The organism is Enterobacter vonholyi (genome assembly GCF_040834095.1).
GTDB lineage: Bacteria > Pseudomonadota > Gammaproteobacteria > Enterobacterales > Enterobacteriaceae > Enterobacter > Enterobacter vonholyi.
Window position 1 is genome coordinate 847,058 of sequence record NZ_CP162152.1, and the last position, 15,582, is coordinate 862,639.

The following is a 15,582-nucleotide window of genomic DNA, read 5'->3' on the forward strand; positions in this document are numbered from 1 at the left end:
CCAATGGGATGGAAAGGAGTTAATTGTGAAAAAGTGGTTATTAGCTGCAGGTCTCGGTTTAGCGATGGCAACTTCTGCTCAGGCAGCAGACAAAATTGCAATCGTCAACATGGGTAATTTGTTCCAGCAGGTTGCACAGAAAACAGGTGTTTCTGCGACTCTGGAAAACGAATTCAAAGGCCGTGCAAGCGAACTGCAGGGTATGGAAAACGATCTTCAGTCCAAAATGCAGCGTCTGCAGCGTGATGGTTCTACCATGAAAGCAAGCGACCGCAGCAAGCTGGAAAAAGACGTAATGGCTCAGCGCCAGACGTTCTCCCAGAAAGCGCAGGCTTTCGAGCAGGATCGTCAGCGTCGTTCTAACGAAGAACGCGGCAAGCTGGTGACTCGCATTCAGACCGCTGTTAAAGCAGTGGCTGCCGATCAGAGCATCGATCTGGTTGTTGATGCGAACGCCGTTGCTTTCAACAGCAAAGATGTTAAAGACATCACTGCTGATGTTCTGAAACAGGTTAAATAAGTAATGCCTTCAATTCGACTGGCTGATTTAGCTCAGCAGTTGGATGCAGAATTACACGGTGATGGCGATATCGTCATCACCGCTGTTGCGTCCATGCAATCTGCTAAAGCTGGCACGATTACCTTCATGGTAAGCCCTAAGTACCGTGAGCAACTGGCTCAATGCCAGGCGTCAGCTGTTGTACTGACGCAGGACGATCTTCCATTTGCCACTGTAAGCGCGCTGGTAGTGAAAAACCCCTACCTGACATATGCACGCATGGCTCAAATTCTCGATACCACGCCGCAGCCGGCCCAGAACATTGCTGCCAGTGCAGCGATTGATGCGACGGCCAGGCTGGGTAACAACGTCGCCGTTGGCGCGAATGCGGTTATCGAATCCGGCGTTGTGCTGGGCGATAACGTCATCATTGGCCCAGGTTGCTTCGTTGGGAAAAATACGAAAATCGGCGCCGGGACCCGTTTATGGGCCAACGTGTCCGTTTATCATGACGTTGAAATTGGCGAAAATTGCCTCGTCCAGTCCAGCACCGTGATTGGTTCCGATGGCTTTGGTTACGCTAACGATCGCGGTAACTGGGTTAAGATCCCGCAGCTTGGTCGCGTTATTATTGGCGATCGCGTAGAGATCGGCGCCTGTACCACAATTGACCGTGGCGCGCTTGACGACACGATCATTGGCAATGGTGTTATCATCGATAACCAGTGCCAGATTGCGCATAACGTTGTGATTGGCGACAATACCGCGGTTGCGGGTGGCGTCATCATGGCAGGCAGCCTGAAAATTGGCCGTTATTGCATGATTGGCGGCGCGAGCGTGATTAATGGCCATATGGAAATATGCGACAAGGTCACCGTGACGGGAATGGGCATGGTAATGCGTCCTATCACTGAACCTGGCGTCTATTCCTCCGGCATTCCGCTTCAGCCCAACAAGGTATGGCGTAAAACAGCAGCTCTGGTGATGAACATTGATGATATGAACAAGCGCCTCAAGTCTCTTGAGCGTAAGATCGATCAACAAGATTAAGCGTCATCCGTTTAACGCTATTTTTCCCGGCCTGTCGGCTTTCTAATAAACCGGCAGGCCGTGTTATTATTGTTATCAGTACATTTTGACAGGAAGAGTATTTTGACTACTGACACTCATACTCTGCATATTGAAGAGATTTTAGAACTTCTGCCGCACCGCTACCCGTTTCTGCTGGTAGACCGTGTGCTGGATTTTGAAGAAGGTCGTTTTCTGCGCGCAGTGAAAAATGTTTCCGTGAACGAGCCGTTCTTCCAGGGGCACTTCCCTGGGAAGCCTATCTTCCCGGGTGTGTTGATTCTGGAAGCGATGGCTCAGGCTACCGGTATCCTGGCGTTTAAAAGCGTCGGTAAACTGGAGCCAGGTGAGCTGTATTACTTCGCGGGTATCGATGAAGCGCGCTTTAAGCGCCCTGTCGTGCCTGGTGATCAGATGATCATGGAAGTCACTTTTGAAAAAACGCGTCGTGGCCTGACTCGCTTCAAAGGCGTAGCGCTGGTTGACGGCAAAGTTGTTTGCGAAGCGACGATGATGTGTGCTCGTAGCCGGGAGTCCTGATACGTGATTGATAAATCCGCCTTTATTCATCCTACCGCGATTGTGGAAACCGGTGCCATCATTGGTGCTAACGTCCACATTGGCCCGTTTTGTATTGTTGGACCCCATGTCGAAATTGGTGAGGGTACAGTACTGAAATCTCACGTTGTCGTGAACGGTCACACGACCATTGGCTGCAATAACGAGATCTATCAGTTCGCTTCCATCGGCGAAGTTAACCAGGATCTAAAATATGCTGGTGAGTCGACCCGTCTGGAAATTGGCGATCGTAACCGTATTCGCGAAAGCGTCACCATTCATCGTGGAACAGTACAGGGTGGTGGGTTGACGAAGGTGGGCAGCGATAACCTGTTTATGGTTAATGCGCATATTGCGCACGACTGTACCGTAGGTGACCGCTGTATTCTTGCCAACAACGCAACGCTGGCAGGACACGTATCGGTTGATGACTTCGCAATTATTGGCGGCATGACCGCAGTCCATCAGTTCTGCATCATTGGTGCGCACGTGATGGTTGGCGGATGCTCCGGTGTGGCGCAGGACGTCCCACCGTATGTGATTGCGCAGGGCAACCATGCCACGCCGTTTGGCGTGAACATCGAAGGCCTCAAGCGTCGTGGTTTTAGTCGCGAAGCGATTACTGCCATCCGCAACGCGTACAAACTGCTGTACCGTAGCGGTAAAACGCTGGAAGAGGCGAAGCCGGAAATTGCCGAGCTGGCGAATAAGCACCCGGAAGTGAACGCGTTCATGGAATTCTTTGACCGTTCCACAAGGGGTCTGATTCGTTAATGGTCGACGGTCGTCCGCTTACGATAGCCCTGGTCGCCGGAGAAACCTCCGGCGATATTCTTGGTGCCGGTCTCATCCGCGCGCTTAAGGCGCGTGTACCCAATGCTCGTTTTGTCGGCGTTGCTGGCCCGCTAATGCAGGCCGAAGGCTGTGAAGCCTGGTATGAAATGGAGGAGCTCGCCGTGATGGGCATCGTTGAGGTGCTGGGGCGGCTACGCCGTTTGCTGCACATCCGCGCCGATCTCACCCGTCGTTTTACCGAACTCAAACCCGATGTGTTTGTCGGTATCGATGCACCTGATTTCAACATTACCCTCGAAGGGAATCTGAAAAAGCAGGGTATCAAAACGATTCACTACGTCAGTCCGTCCGTCTGGGCGTGGCGACAGAAACGCGTTTTCAAAATCGGACGGTCCACCAACCTGGTGCTGGCTTTTCTGCCTTTCGAAAAAGCGTTTTACGACAGATTTAATGTTCCGTGCCGTTTTATCGGCCATACCATGGCTGATGCGATGCCCTTGGATCCGGATAAAAACGCGGCGCGCGACGTGCTGGGCATTCCCCATGATGTGCACTGTCTGGCCTTGCTGCCGGGCAGCCGTGGCGCAGAGGTTGAGATGCTGAGCGCCGATTTCCTCAAGACAGCGCAAATTCTTCGCCAGACGTACCCCGATCTCGAAGTGGTCGTGCCGCTGGTGAATGCCAAACGCCGCGAGCAGTTTGAGCGCATCAAAGCGGAAGTCGCCCCGGATCTCCACGTCCGTCTTCTGGACGGCAAAGGGCGGGAAGCGATGTATGCGAGCGATGCCGCACTGCTAGCCTCCGGCACGGCGGCGCTGGAATGCATGCTGGCGAAATGTCCGATGGTGGTCGGTTATCGCATGAAGCCGTTCACTTTCTGGCTGGCAAAACGTCTGGTGAAAACGGATTATGTCTCCCTGCCGAACCTGCTTGCCGGGCGCGAGCTGGTGAAAGAACTGCTGCAGGATGAGTGCCAGCCGCAGGCGCTTGCCGATGCGCTGCTGCCGCTGCTCGCCAACGGCAAGACCAGCCACCAGATGCACGATACCTTCCGCGAACTGCATCAACTGATCCGCTGTAATGCTGATGAGCAAGCGGCCGATGCGGTGCTGGAGCTAGCGAAATGATGGAATTTGTTTATCCTCACACCCATCTTGTGGCGGGCGTGGACGAAGTGGGTCGTGGTCCGTTAGTCGGGGCAGTGGTGACCGCTGCGGTGATCCTCGATCCGGCTCGGCCGATCGTCGGGCTGAACGACTCTAAAAAATTGTCTGAAAAGCGCCGGCTGGCGCTGTTTAGTGAGATTCAGGAGAAGGCGCTGGCCTGGAGCCTGGGGCGCGCTGAACCGCATGAAATAGATGAACTGAATATTTTGCACGCCACGATGCTGGCGATGCAGCGTGCGGTAGCGGGCCTGAAAATTTCCCCGGAATATGTCCTGATTGACGGCAACCGCTGTCCGGCATTGCCCATGCCTTCAATGGCGGTCGTCAAAGGCGATAGCCGGGTCGCAGAAATTAGCGCAGCTTCTATTATTGCCAAAGTGACGCGCGACGCCGAAATGGCCGCGCTGGACCTCACTTACCCTCAGTACGGTTTCGCCCAGCACAAGGGGTATCCCACACCTTTCCACCTGGAGAGGCTGGCTGAACATGGCGCAACCGAACACCACCGGCGCAGTTTCGGCCCGGTGAAACGCGCGCTGGGACGGGTGTCCTGAATCAATACGCAAGCAATTAAGTAACGCGGAATCTGAAGATGGCTGAACCACGTTTCGTACACCTGCGGGTGCATAGCGACTACTCCATGATCGATGGGCTGGCGAAGACCGGGCCGCTGGTAAAAAAGGCGGCCTCCCTTGGCATGCCTGCGCTGGCGATCACCGATTTTACCAACCTGTGTGGCCTGGTGAAGTTCTACGGAACAGCGCACGGCGCGGGGATAAAGCCCATCGTCGGCGCGGATTTCCACGTGCAGAGCGACCTCATCGGGGATGAACTGACGCAAATCTCCGTGCTGGCGATGAACAACACGGGTTATCAAAACCTCACGCTGCTTATCTCAAAAGCCTATCAGCGCGGATATGGTGCGCTGGGCCCGTGGATCGACCGCGACTGGCTGGCCGAGCTCAACGAAGGGCTGCTGCTGATCTCCGGTGGCCGTATGGGTGACGTCGGCAAATCACTGCTGCGCGGCAATAGCGCGCTGGTGGATCAATGCGTCTCGTTCTACGAAGAGTATTTCCCGGATCGTTATTATCTGGAGTTGATCCGCACCGGTCGCCAGGACGAAGAGAGCTATCTTCATGCGGCGGTCGCACTTGCGGAAGAACGCGGTCTGCCCGTCGTCGCGACAAACGATGTACGCTTTCTCGAACCGGGAGATTTTGACGCGCACGAAATTCGCGTGGCGATCCACGATGGCTTTACGCTCGACGATCCGAAGCGGCCGCGTAATTACTCCGCTCAACAGTACATGCGCAGCGAGGAGGAGATGTGTGAACTCTTCTCCGATATTCCCGAAGCGCTGGAAAACAGCGTAGAGATCGCCAAGCGTTGCAACGTTACCGTCCGCCTCGGCGAATACTTCCTGCCGCAGTTCCCGACGGGTGACATGACCACGGAAGATTTCCTGGTCGCGAAATCAAAAGAAGGTCTGGAAGAGCGTCTGGAATTCCTGTTCCCGGATGAAGAAGAGCGTAAAAAGCGTCGTCCTGAGTATGACGAACGCCTGGACATTGAACTCCAGGTGATCAACCAGATGGGCTTCCCGGGCTACTTCCTGATCGTTATGGAGTTTATCCAGTGGTCGAAAGATAACGGCGTGCCGGTCGGGCCGGGGCGTGGCTCCGGTGCAGGTTCGCTGGTGGCGTATGCGCTGAAAATTACCGACCTCGATCCGCTGGAGTTCGACCTGCTGTTCGAACGTTTCCTTAATCCGGAACGTGTCTCGATGCCCGACTTCGACGTCGACTTCTGCATGGAGAAACGCGACCAGGTGATCGAGCACGTGGCCGATATGTACGGCCGTGATGCGGTATCGCAGATTATTACGTTTGGTACGATGGCGGCGAAAGCGGTTATCCGTGACGTGGGCCGCGTGCTGGGCCATCCTTACGGGTTTGTCGATCGCATTTCTAAGCTGGTGCCGCCCGATCCGGGCATGACGCTGGCGAAAGCCTTTGAGGCTGAACCACAGCTGCCGGAAATCTACGAAGCGGACGAAGAAGTCAAAGCGCTGATCGACATGGCGCGCAAGCTTGAAGGCGTCACGCGTAACGCCGGTAAGCATGCGGGGGGCGTGGTTATTGCGCCGACCAAAATTACCGACTTCGCGCCGCTCTACTGCGATGAAGCCGGTGAGCATCCGGTTACTCAGTTTGATAAGAACGACGTGGAATACGCCGGGCTGGTGAAGTTTGACTTCCTCGGCCTGCGTACGCTGACGATCATCGACTGGGCGCTGAAGATGATCAACCCGCGCCGGGAAAAGCAGGGTCTTGAGCCGATAGACATTGCCGCCATCCCGCTGGATGACAAGAAAAGTTTCGACATGCTGCAGCGCTCGGAGACGACAGCCGTCTTCCAGCTTGAATCCCGCGGCATGAAAGATCTGATTAAACGTCTGCAGCCTGACTGCTTCGAAGATATGATCGCACTGGTCGCCCTGTTCCGTCCGGGCCCACTGCAATCAGGGATGGTAGATAACTTTATCGACCGTAAGCACGGTCGCGAAGAGATTTCTTACCCGGACGTTCAGTGGCAGCATGAAAGCCTGAAGCCGGTACTGGAACCCACCTACGGCATCATCCTGTATCAGGAACAGGTCATGCAGATTGCCCAGGTGCTTTCCGGCTATACGCTCGGCGGCGCGGACATGCTGCGTCGTGCGATGGGTAAGAAAAAGCCGGAAGAGATGGCCAAGCAGCGCTCCATTTTTGAAGACGGGGCGAAGAAAAACGGCGTTGACGGCGAGCTGGCGATGAAAATCTTCGACCTGGTGGAGAAATTCGCCGGGTACGGATTTAACAAATCTCACTCCGCCGCCTATGCTTTGGTGTCGTATCAAACGCTGTGGCTGAAGGCGCACTATCCTGCTGAATTTATGGCGGCGGTAATGACGGCCGATATGGATAACACCGAGAAGGTGGTTGGCCTGGTGGACGAGTGCTGGCGCATGGGACTCAAGATCCTGCCGCCGGATATTAACTCAGGGCTCTACCACTTCCACGTCAACGATGACGGAGAGATCGTTTACGGGATCGGCGCGATCAAAGGCGTAGGCGAAGGTCCGATCGAGGCGATCATCGAGGCGCGTAACAACGGCGGGTATTTCCGCGAGCTGTTCGATCTTTGCGCCCGTACCGATACCAAAAAACTGAACCGTCGCGTGCTGGAAAAACTGATCATGTCCGGCGCGTTTGACAGGCTGGGGCCGCACCGCGCCGCGCTGATGAATTCCCTCGGCGACGCCCTGAAAGCGGCGGATCAGCACGCAAAAGCGGAAGCCATTGGTCAGGCGGATATGTTCGGTGTGCTGGCGGAAGAGCCAGAGCAGATCGAGCAATCCTATTCCAACTGCCAGCCGTGGCCAGAACAGGTGGTACTGGATGGGGAGCGTGAAACGTTAGGCTTGTACCTGACGGGGCACCCGATCAACCAGTACATTAAAGAAATTGAGCGCTATGTCGGCGGCCACAGGCTTAAAGACATGCATCCGACAGAACGTGGTAAAATCACCACGGCTGCGGGGCTCGTGATTGCTGCAAGGGTTATGGTCACCAAGCGCGGCAATCGTATCGGCATCTGTACGTTGGATGACCGTTCCGGGCGTCTGGAGGTGATGCTGTTCACCGACGCGTTGGATAAATACCAGCAATTGCTGGAAAAAGACCGCATACTTATCGTCAGCGGACAGGTCAGCTTTGATGACTTCAGTGGGGGGCTTAAAATGACCGCCCGCGAAGTGATGGACATTGACGAAGCCCGGGAAAAATATGCTCGCGGGCTTGCTATCTCGCTGACGGACAGGCAAATTGATGACCAGCTTTTAAACCGACTCCGTCAGTCTCTGGAACCCCACCGCTCGGGGACAATTCCAGTACATCTCTACTATCAGAGGGCGGATGCACGTGCGCGGTTGCGCTTTGGTGCAACGTGGCGTGTCTCTCCGAGCGATCGTTTACTGAACGATCTCCGTGGCCTCATTGGTTCGGAGCAGGTGGAACTGGAGTTTGACTAATACAGGAATACTATGAGTCTGAATTTCCTTGATTTCGAACAGCCGATTGCTGAGCTGGAAGCGAAAATCGATTCTCTGACAGCGGTAAGCCGTCAGGATGAAAAACTGGATATTAACATCGACGAAGAAGTGCATCGTCTGCGCGAGAAAAGCGTAGAGCTGACGCGCAAAATCTTTGCCGATCTCGGCGCATGGCAGGTGGCCCAGCTGGCTCGCCATCCACAGCGTCCGTACACCCTGGATTATGTCCGCCTGGCGTTTGACGAATTTGACGAACTGGCAGGCGATCGCGCATACGCTGACGATAAAGCTATCGTTGGCGGTATCGCGCGTCTGGACGGACGCCCGGTGATGATCATTGGTCATCAGAAAGGTCGTGAAACCAAAGAGAAAATCCGTCGTAACTTCGGTATGCCAGCACCAGAAGGCTACCGTAAAGCCCTGCGTCTGATGGAGATGGCTGAGCGTTTCAACATGCCAATCATCACCTTCATCGACACCCCAGGTGCATACCCTGGCGTGGGCGCGGAAGAGCGCGGTCAGTCTGAAGCCATCGCGCGCAACCTGCGCGAGATGTCTCGTCTGAAGGTGCCGGTCATCTGTACCGTTATCGGTGAGGGTGGTTCCGGCGGTGCGCTGGCGATCGGCGTGGGTGATAAAGTGAATATGCTGCAGTACAGCACCTATTCCGTTATCTCCCCGGAAGGCTGCGCGTCCATTCTGTGGAAGAGCGCTGACAAAGCGCCGCTGGCTGCAGAAGCAATGGGCATCATTGCGCCACGCCTGAAAGAGCTGAAGCTGATCGATTCCATCATCCCGGAACCGCTGGGTGGTGCACATCGTAAGCCGGAAGTGATGGCAGCGTCTCTGAAAGCGCAGCTGCTGGCAGACCTGGCGGACCTGGACGTGCTGAGCACAGAAGATCTGCTCAACCGCCGTTACCAGCGCCTGATGACCTACGGTTACGCGTAAGCTTCACAATTATCTGAAAAGCCGCACACTGTTGCGGCTTTTTTTATACCTGCGGTTTAGCCGGGCTATGCTTAGCTAATGTTTTTAAAGGAGGAAGCCCATGAATATCATTGCCATTATGGGGCCACACGGCGTCTTTTATAAAGATGAGCCGATTAAGGAGCTGGAGCAAGCCATGCAGTCGCGTGGGTATCAGCTAATCTGGCCGCACAACAGCGCCGACCTGCTGAAGTTCATCGAGCACAACCCGCGTATCTGCGGCGTGATCTTCGACTGGGACGAATATGATCTCGAACTGTGCAGCGACATCAACAAGCTGAACGAATACCTCCCGCTGTACGCATTTATTAATACTCACTCAACCATGGACGTCAGCGCTAATGATATGCGTATGGCGCTGTGGTTTTTTGAATATTCCCTCGGCGTGGCGGACGATATTGCGACCCGAATTCAGCAATACACGAATGAATATCTCGATAACATCACTCCGCCGTTTACCCGCGCGCTCTTCACCTACGTGAAGGAGGGGAAATATACCTTTTGTACGCCAGGCCATATGGCGGGGACGGCCTACCAAAAAAGCCCGGTGGGCTGCCTGTTCTATGATTTCTTTGGTGGCAACACGCTGAAAGCGGACGTGTCAATTTCGGTCACCGAATTAGGCTCTCTGCTGGATCACACCGGCCCTCATCTGGAAGCCGAAGAGTATATCGCCCGCACCTTTGGGGCCGAGCAGAGCTATATGGTGACCAACGGCACCTCGACCTCGAACAAAATCGTCGGGATGTACGCCGCGCCTGCCGGCAGCACCCTGCTGATTGACCGTAACTGCCATAAATCGCTGGCGCACCTGCTGATGATGAGCGACGTCGTACCGCTCTGGCTGTCGCCCACGCGTAACGCGCTCGGTATTCTTGGCGGCATTCCGCGCCGGGAGTTTACCCATGAAGCCATTGAAAGTAAGGTCGCGGCAATTCCTGGCGCAAGCTGGCCTGTTCATGCGGTCATCACCAACTCGACCTACGACGGTCTGCTGTACAACACAAACTGGATCAAAAAGACGCTGGACGTGCCGTCGATCCACTTCGATTCCGCGTGGGTACCGTACACTAATTTCCACCCGATTTACGCGGGTAAAAGCGGCATGAGCGGCGAGCGCGTGCCGGGTAAAGTATTCTTCGAAACGCAGTCGACGCACAAAATGCTGGCCGCGTTTTCCCAGGCTTCGCTTATTCACATTAAAGGCGAGTACGACGAGGAGACCTTTAACGAAGCCTTTATGATGCATACCACCACCTCGCCGAGCTATCCGCTGGTGGCGTCTATCGAAACGGCCGCGGCGATGCTGCGCGGCAACCCGGGTAAACGTCTCATCAACCGTTCGGTGGAGCGCGCGCTGCATTTCCGTAAAGAGGTGCAGCGGCTGAAAGATGAAGCCGACGGCTGGTTCTTTGATATCTGGCAGCCGGAAGAGATTGATGAGGCAGAATGCTGGCCCGTCTCGCCCGGCGAAGACTGGCATGGCTTCCGGGATGCCGATAGCGACCATATGTTCCTCGACCCGGTAAAAGTGACGATCCTGACGCCGGGCATGGACGAGCAGGGCAAGATGAGCGATGAAGGTATTCCGGCCGCGCTGGTCGCGAAATTCCTTGATGAACGTGGCGTGGTGGTGGAGAAAACCGGTCCCTATAACCTGCTGTTCCTGTTCAGCATTGGGATCGACAAAACCCGGGCGATGGGATTGCTGCGCGGGCTGATGGAGTTTAAGCGAGCCTACGATCTCAACCTGCGGGTGAAGAACATGCTGCCGGATCTCTATGCGGAGGATCCTGACTTCTACCGTAATATGCGCATTCAGGATCTGGCCCAGGGGATCCACAGGCTGATCCGTCAGCACGATCTACCGCGTCTGATGCTTCAGGCGTTCGATGTCTTACCGGAGATGAAGTTTACCCCGCACAAGGCATGGCAGCGCCAGGTGAAAGGGGAGGTCGAAACCGTTGAGCTGGAAAACCTGGTCGGGCGCGTATCGGCGAACATGATCCTGCCCTACCCGCCGGGCGTACCGCTCCTGATGCCGGGAGAGATGATTACCGAAGAGAGTCGGGCCGTGCTCGATTTCCTGCTGATGCTTTGTTCGGTAGGGCGTCACTATCCCGGTTTTGAGACGGATATCCACGGTGCGAAGCGCGACGAAAACGGCGTTTACTGGGTGCGAGTCCTAAAATAAGGGTGACCGCTTGCATGGTGCGGGTTTTCGGTTGTAACGTTCAGGGATCATAAAAAGGAGAAGCTATGCTGGGTTTAAAAGCTGTTCATCATATTGCGATCATTGCGACCGATTACGCGAAAAGTAAGGCCTTCTACTGCGACATCCTTGGCTTCACGCTTATGAGTGAGGCCTACCGCGAGGAGCGCGACTCCTGGAAGGGGGACCTGGCGTTAAACGGGCAGTATGTGATTGAACTGTTCTCTTTTCCTTTTCCTCCTGCTCGTCCGTCCCGCCCGGAAGCCTGCGGCCTGCGCCATCTCGCCTTCAGCGTCGATGACCTGGATAGCGCAGTTAAGCATCTGGAAGCACACGGCGTGCCGTGCGAAGCGATTCGCGTCGATCCGTTCACCGACAAGCGCTTTACCTTTTTCAACGACCCGGACGGCCTGCCGCTGGAGCTTTATCAGCAGTAATGTTCGTCCTGTGTGATAATGCCCGCTCAGCTCGGGCATTTTTTATGTGTAATTCCCTATGACCTTACCCGCTATCGCACAAGCCGTTTCACCGTACCGCCAGCTGCTGGTGGGGTTTAGCGGTGGCCTGGATTCCACCGTTCTGCTCCATCGCCTTAAGCGCTGGCGCGATCGGGAACCTGACGTCCAGCTCCGGGCGATGCATATTCATCACGGATTAAGTCCTCACGCAGAGGAGTGGGTGGCGCACTGCGAAGCCTTGTGTGCGGCCTGGGCGATCCCGCTCATCGTTGAACGCGTCATGCTTGCGGAGGAAGGGCTGGGCATCGAGGCGCAGGCACGTAAAGCCCGCTATGCCGCGTTTGCCGGGGCATTACGTACCGGAGAAGCGCTGGTCACGGCCCAGCACCTGGACGATCAGTGTGAAACCTTTCTACTTGCGCTTAAGCGGGGCAGCGGGCCGGCGGGGCTTTCTGCCATGCCGGCGCGTTCTGACTTTGCCGGTACAACGTTACTGCGTCCGCTGCTTGGCGAGACGCGCGCCTCGCTTGAAGCCTGGGCGCGAGAATATCAGCTGAACTGGATTGAAGATGAGAGCAACCGGGATGACGGCTATGACCGCAACTTCCTTCGTCTGCGCGTCCTTCCGCTTTTAAGCGAGCGCTGGCCGCATTTCGCCGACGCGACGGCAAGAAGCGCCATGCTGTGCGCCGAACAGGAGTCGTTGCTGGACGAGCTGTTGAGCGGCGAGCTGGCTGGGCTGATTTCTGCCGACGGGGGGCTGGCGATCGCCCCGATGCAAGCGATGAGCCCGGTACGTCGCGCCGCGCTGTTACGCCGCTGGCTGGCCTCTCATCATGCGGCAATGCCATCGCGGGCGATGCTGAGCCGTATCTGGGACGAAGTTGCCATGGCGCGGGATGATGCTTCCCCGTGCGTCCACCTTAACGGTTTTGACGTTAGACGCTATAAAGGGGAACTCTGGTGGATAAAGTCCATGCCCTCGCTGACTGATGTAGTGCTCGACTGGCTTTCTCCTGACGCACCGCTGGTATTGCCCGGTGAGGCAGGACGCGTTTCTCTCCTGTCGTCTGGTCATGTGCGGCTGCCGAAGCCCGGTGAACCGGTCACCGTGCGCTTTAAGGCTGGCGGCATGCTGCATATCGTTGGGCGCAACGGGGGACGCAAGCTGAAGAAAATCTGGCAGGAGTGCAACGTGCCGCCGTGGCAGCGCGACACCACGCCGCTGCTGTTCTATGGTGAAACGTTGATTGCTGCGGCAGGGGTTTTCATTACGGAAGAGGGTTGGACAGAAGAGGGTGTCCGTTTTGAGTGGCAGAAAGCGTAACGGGCAGCCAGGCTGCCCGTTAGTGTCATCAGGATTCGCTCACCACGACGGTGCCGATTTGCGGGTGGCTGAAGCTGGCTATTCTGTCCAGACGCAGCTCACGCGTCGCACCGGCATCTTCCACTATCAGGTATTCCACATTCTTGCGTGAAACCAGATCGCTGGCTTTTGCCTTCAATACTTCGCCATCTTTTAGCTCCAGCGTCAGTAATAAATGATGCTGGCAGGCGAGTTCGAGGTTGTCATAGTCATCACAATTGATAGGTTGATAAGTATCATTCATCGACATAATCGCTCACCAGTAAATTCGCCGCAGCATACGCTGCTTTTTCCCTGACCGACTCTGAAAGGCTCTCATCAGAGGCCACTTCATTAAGCACTTTCATTACACAGCCCAACGCGTCCGGGACATACCCCAGATCTCCGCTGGCGATTTCCGCATACCGTTTGCGAATTAACTCACAATAATTATTCACATCCCCTCCCGCCAGCGCACTGACTTACTGTGAGATATCATTAAGCCTACGAAGATAAACTCGGTTTAGCAAGGTGACTATACCATACTCATTTAAGCAATATCAGCGCCTTGATAGCGGTGTATTTATCACCCCATAACAGCCTTTTGCCGCGGTTTTCGCTACAATGAGCGCCTGATTCGAATGGAGTTCTCTCATGGCGCTGAAAGCGACAATTTATAAAGCAGTGGTCAATGTGGCCGATCTTGATCGCAACCAGTTCCTCGACGCGTCGCTTACGCTGGCACGCCATCCCTCCGAAACCCAGGAGCGCATGATGCTGCGCCTGCTGGCGTGGATTAAGTACGCCGACGAGCGTCTGCAGTTTACCCGTGGGTTAAGCGCAGAAGACGAGCCTGAAGCCTGGCTGCGCAACGATCATCTGGGTATCGACTTGTGGATCGAACTCGGCCTGCCTGACGAGCGCAGAATTAAGAAGGCCTGCACCCAGTCCGCTGAAGTGGCCTTATTCGCGTATAATCAGCGTGCTGCGGAGATTTGGTGGCAGCAAAACAAGAGCAAGTGCGGACAGTTTAAAAATCTCACGGTTTGGTATCTGGATGATGAGCAGCTGGCTCAGCTGAGCGAGTTTGCCAGCCGGACCATGGTGTTGCAGGCGACGATTCAGGATGGCGCCATCTGGCTCTCTGATTCTCAGAATAATCTGGAAATTCATTTGACGGCGTGGCAGCCCGCGTCATGATCGTCTTGTCCCGTAACGTCAGCATTCCTGACAACGAGCTGGAGATTACCGCCATCCGTGCTCAGGGGGCCGGTGGGCAGCACGTCAACAAGGCGTCGACGGCTATCCATTTGCGTTTTGACATTCGGGCCTCGAGCCTGCCAGAGTATTATAAAGAAAGCCTGCTTGCTGCCAGCCATCACCTGATCACCAGCGATGGTGTGATTGTGATCAAAGCCCAGGAGTACCGCAGCCAGGAGCTCAACCGGGAAGCGGCGATAGCCAGGCTGGTGGCGGTCATCAAAGAATTAACGGCAGTACAAAAAAGCCGCCGGGCAACGCGGCCAACCCGCGCATCGAAAGAGCGTCGGCTGTCCTCGAAGGCCCAAAAATCCACAGTGAAAGCACTACGCGGTAAAGTTCGTCGCCCAACAGAGTGACGAAAGGGAACACAATTTTCATAAGGAATTCATTGTGAAAAAAGCATTATGGTCAGCGATGGCAGTGAGCACGCTGTTTGCGCTTTTCGGGTGTAACAACCGCTCCGAAACGCAGATGTTACAACCCACGCAAACGGAAGAGTTAAAACCAATGCAGCAGAGCTGGCGCGGCGTATTGCCTTGCGCAGACTGCGAAGGCATTGAAACGTCTCTGTTCCTGCAAAAAGACGGCACCTGGGTAATGAACCAGCGCTATCAGGGCGCTAAAGAACCCTCGTCATTTGCAACTTACGGAACATGGGCGCGTACGGCTGAGAAGCTGGTTCTGACGGATACTTCCGGTGAGAAAACTTTTTTCCGCGCCAAAGGCGAGGGAATGGAGATGCTTGACCGCGAAGGCAACCCGATTGAATCCCAGTTCAACTACACGCTTGCGCCGGTAAAAGCGGCTCTGCCTGCCACGCCTATGGCAATGCGGGGGATGTACTTCTATATGGCGGATGCGGCGATCTTTACCGACTGCGCAACCGGCAGGAAGGTTAGCGTGGCAAACAATGCGCAGCTTGAACGTGATTACGCCGTGGCACGCGGTAATGACAGCAAGCCGGTATTGCTGACGGTTGACGGTCACTTTATGCTTGAACCAAACCCGGATAGCGGAGAGATGGTGAAAACGCTGGTGGCGGATAAAGGCGCGAAATTTATTGCGGGTAAAGACTGTAACAGTAAATAAGCTGACGTAGCACCATTAAAAAACCCCGCCTTAGCGGGGTTTT

Annotated in this window: 16 protein-coding genes; 14 read left to right on the forward strand and 2 right to left on the reverse strand. The window is 55.3% G+C overall.

Annotated elements, in window-relative coordinates; genetic code table 11:
• The first annotated feature begins 25 nt into the window (after positions 1–25).
• The 11 genes from skp to tilS all read left to right on the forward strand — a co-directional run bounded on the left by skp (position 26) and on the right by tilS (position 13,169).
• Positions 26–520, forward strand: a complete 495-nt coding sequence (gene skp / locus AB3N39_RS03940; RefSeq protein ID WP_045907838.1) for a molecular chaperone Skp — start codon at positions 26–28, stop codon at positions 518–520.
• Between the two features lie 3 nt (positions 521–523).
• A complete protein-coding gene (lpxD, locus tag AB3N39_RS03945; protein ID WP_133293815.1) occupies positions 524–1,549 on the forward strand; it encodes a UDP-3-O-(3-hydroxymyristoyl)glucosamine N-acyltransferase in 1,026 nt (341 codons plus the stop codon).
• Between the two features lie 102 nt (positions 1,550–1,651).
• Positions 1,652–2,107 carry a 3-hydroxyacyl-ACP dehydratase FabZ gene (fabZ, locus tag AB3N39_RS03950; RefSeq protein WP_010426706.1) on the forward strand — a complete coding sequence of 152 codons (456 nt, stop codon included), beginning with the start codon at positions 1,652–1,654 and terminating at the stop codon, positions 2,105–2,107.
• A 3-nt stretch (positions 2,108–2,110) separates the two neighbouring features.
• Positions 2,111–2,899: an acyl-ACP--UDP-N-acetylglucosamine O-acyltransferase gene (gene lpxA, locus AB3N39_RS03955; RefSeq protein ID WP_023310462.1), complete on the forward strand. Its 789-nt coding sequence runs from the start codon at positions 2,111–2,113 to the stop codon at positions 2,897–2,899.
• The gene (gene lpxB / locus AB3N39_RS03960; RefSeq protein ID WP_133293816.1) at positions 2,899–4,047 is read left to right on the forward strand and encodes a lipid-A-disaccharide synthase; all 1,149 of its coding nucleotides are present in this window, start codon (positions 2,899–2,901) and stop codon (positions 4,045–4,047) included. The genes lpxA and lpxB overlap by 1 nt, the downstream gene beginning before the upstream one ends.
• On the forward strand, positions 4,044–4,640 hold the full coding sequence (rnhB, locus tag AB3N39_RS03965; RefSeq protein ID WP_008501897.1) for a ribonuclease HII: 597 nt from the start codon (positions 4,044–4,046) through the stop codon (positions 4,638–4,640). The genes lpxB and rnhB overlap by 4 nt, the downstream gene beginning before the upstream one ends.
• A 38-nt stretch (positions 4,641–4,678) precedes the next feature.
• Complete coding sequence (gene dnaE / locus AB3N39_RS03970; RefSeq protein ID WP_111963989.1) at positions 4,679–8,161, forward strand: DNA polymerase III subunit alpha; 3,483 nt, start codon at positions 4,679–4,681, stop codon at positions 8,159–8,161.
• A gap of 12 nt (positions 8,162–8,173) precedes the next feature.
• Positions 8,174–9,133, forward strand: a complete 960-nt coding sequence (accA, locus tag AB3N39_RS03975) for an acetyl-CoA carboxylase carboxyl transferase subunit alpha (protein WP_111963988.1) — start codon at positions 8,174–8,176, stop codon at positions 9,131–9,133.
• Positions 9,134–9,233: 100 nt separating this feature from the next.
• Entirely contained in the window at positions 9,234–11,366 is a 2,133-nt protein-coding gene (locus AB3N39_RS03980) for a lysine decarboxylase LdcC (RefSeq protein WP_367897087.1), read from the forward strand.
• Positions 11,367–11,431: 65 nt separating this feature from the next.
• Complete coding sequence (locus AB3N39_RS03985) at positions 11,432–11,821, forward strand: VOC family protein (RefSeq protein ID WP_133293819.1); 390 nt, start codon at positions 11,432–11,434, stop codon at positions 11,819–11,821.
• Positions 11,822–11,879: 58 nt separating this feature from the next.
• Complete coding sequence (gene tilS / locus AB3N39_RS03990; protein ID WP_367897088.1) at positions 11,880–13,169, forward strand: tRNA lysidine(34) synthetase TilS; 1,290 nt, start codon at positions 11,880–11,882, stop codon at positions 13,167–13,169.
• 28 nt (positions 13,170–13,197) lie between these two features.
• Here tilS and rof read toward each other — a convergent pair whose 3' ends face one another.
• Together rof and AB3N39_RS04000 are read right to left on the reverse strand one after the other, a co-directional pair.
• Positions 13,198–13,458 (reverse strand): Rho-binding antiterminator, encoded by a 261-nt coding sequence (gene rof / locus AB3N39_RS03995; RefSeq protein ID WP_133293821.1) that lies wholly within the window; start codon positions 13,456–13,458, stop codon positions 13,198–13,200.
• Positions 13,445–13,645, reverse strand: a complete 201-nt coding sequence (locus AB3N39_RS04000) for a YaeP family protein (RefSeq protein WP_133293822.1) — start codon at positions 13,643–13,645, stop codon at positions 13,445–13,447. Before AB3N39_RS04000 ends, rof begins: the two co-directional genes overlap by 14 nt.
• 196 nt (positions 13,646–13,841) lie before the next feature.
• Between AB3N39_RS04000 and AB3N39_RS04005 the strand changes: the two genes are divergently transcribed.
• Genes AB3N39_RS04005 through nlpE form a run of 3 tightly spaced genes read left to right on the forward strand, consistent with a single transcriptional unit; the run spans position 13,842 to position 15,539 of the window.
• A complete protein-coding gene (locus AB3N39_RS04005; protein ID WP_023310470.1) occupies positions 13,842–14,387 on the forward strand; it encodes a YaeQ family protein in 546 nt (181 codons plus the stop codon).
• On the forward strand, positions 14,384–14,806 hold the full coding sequence (gene arfB, locus AB3N39_RS04010; protein WP_032649720.1) for an alternative ribosome rescue aminoacyl-tRNA hydrolase ArfB: 423 nt from the start codon (positions 14,384–14,386) through the stop codon (positions 14,804–14,806). The genes AB3N39_RS04005 and arfB overlap by 4 nt, the downstream gene beginning before the upstream one ends.
• A gap of 34 nt (positions 14,807–14,840) precedes the next feature.
• Positions 14,841–15,539 carry an envelope stress response activation lipoprotein NlpE gene (gene nlpE, locus AB3N39_RS04015; protein WP_136195591.1) on the forward strand — a complete coding sequence of 233 codons (699 nt, stop codon included), beginning with the start codon at positions 14,841–14,843 and terminating at the stop codon, positions 15,537–15,539.
• Positions 15,540–15,582 lie beyond the last annotated feature (43 nt).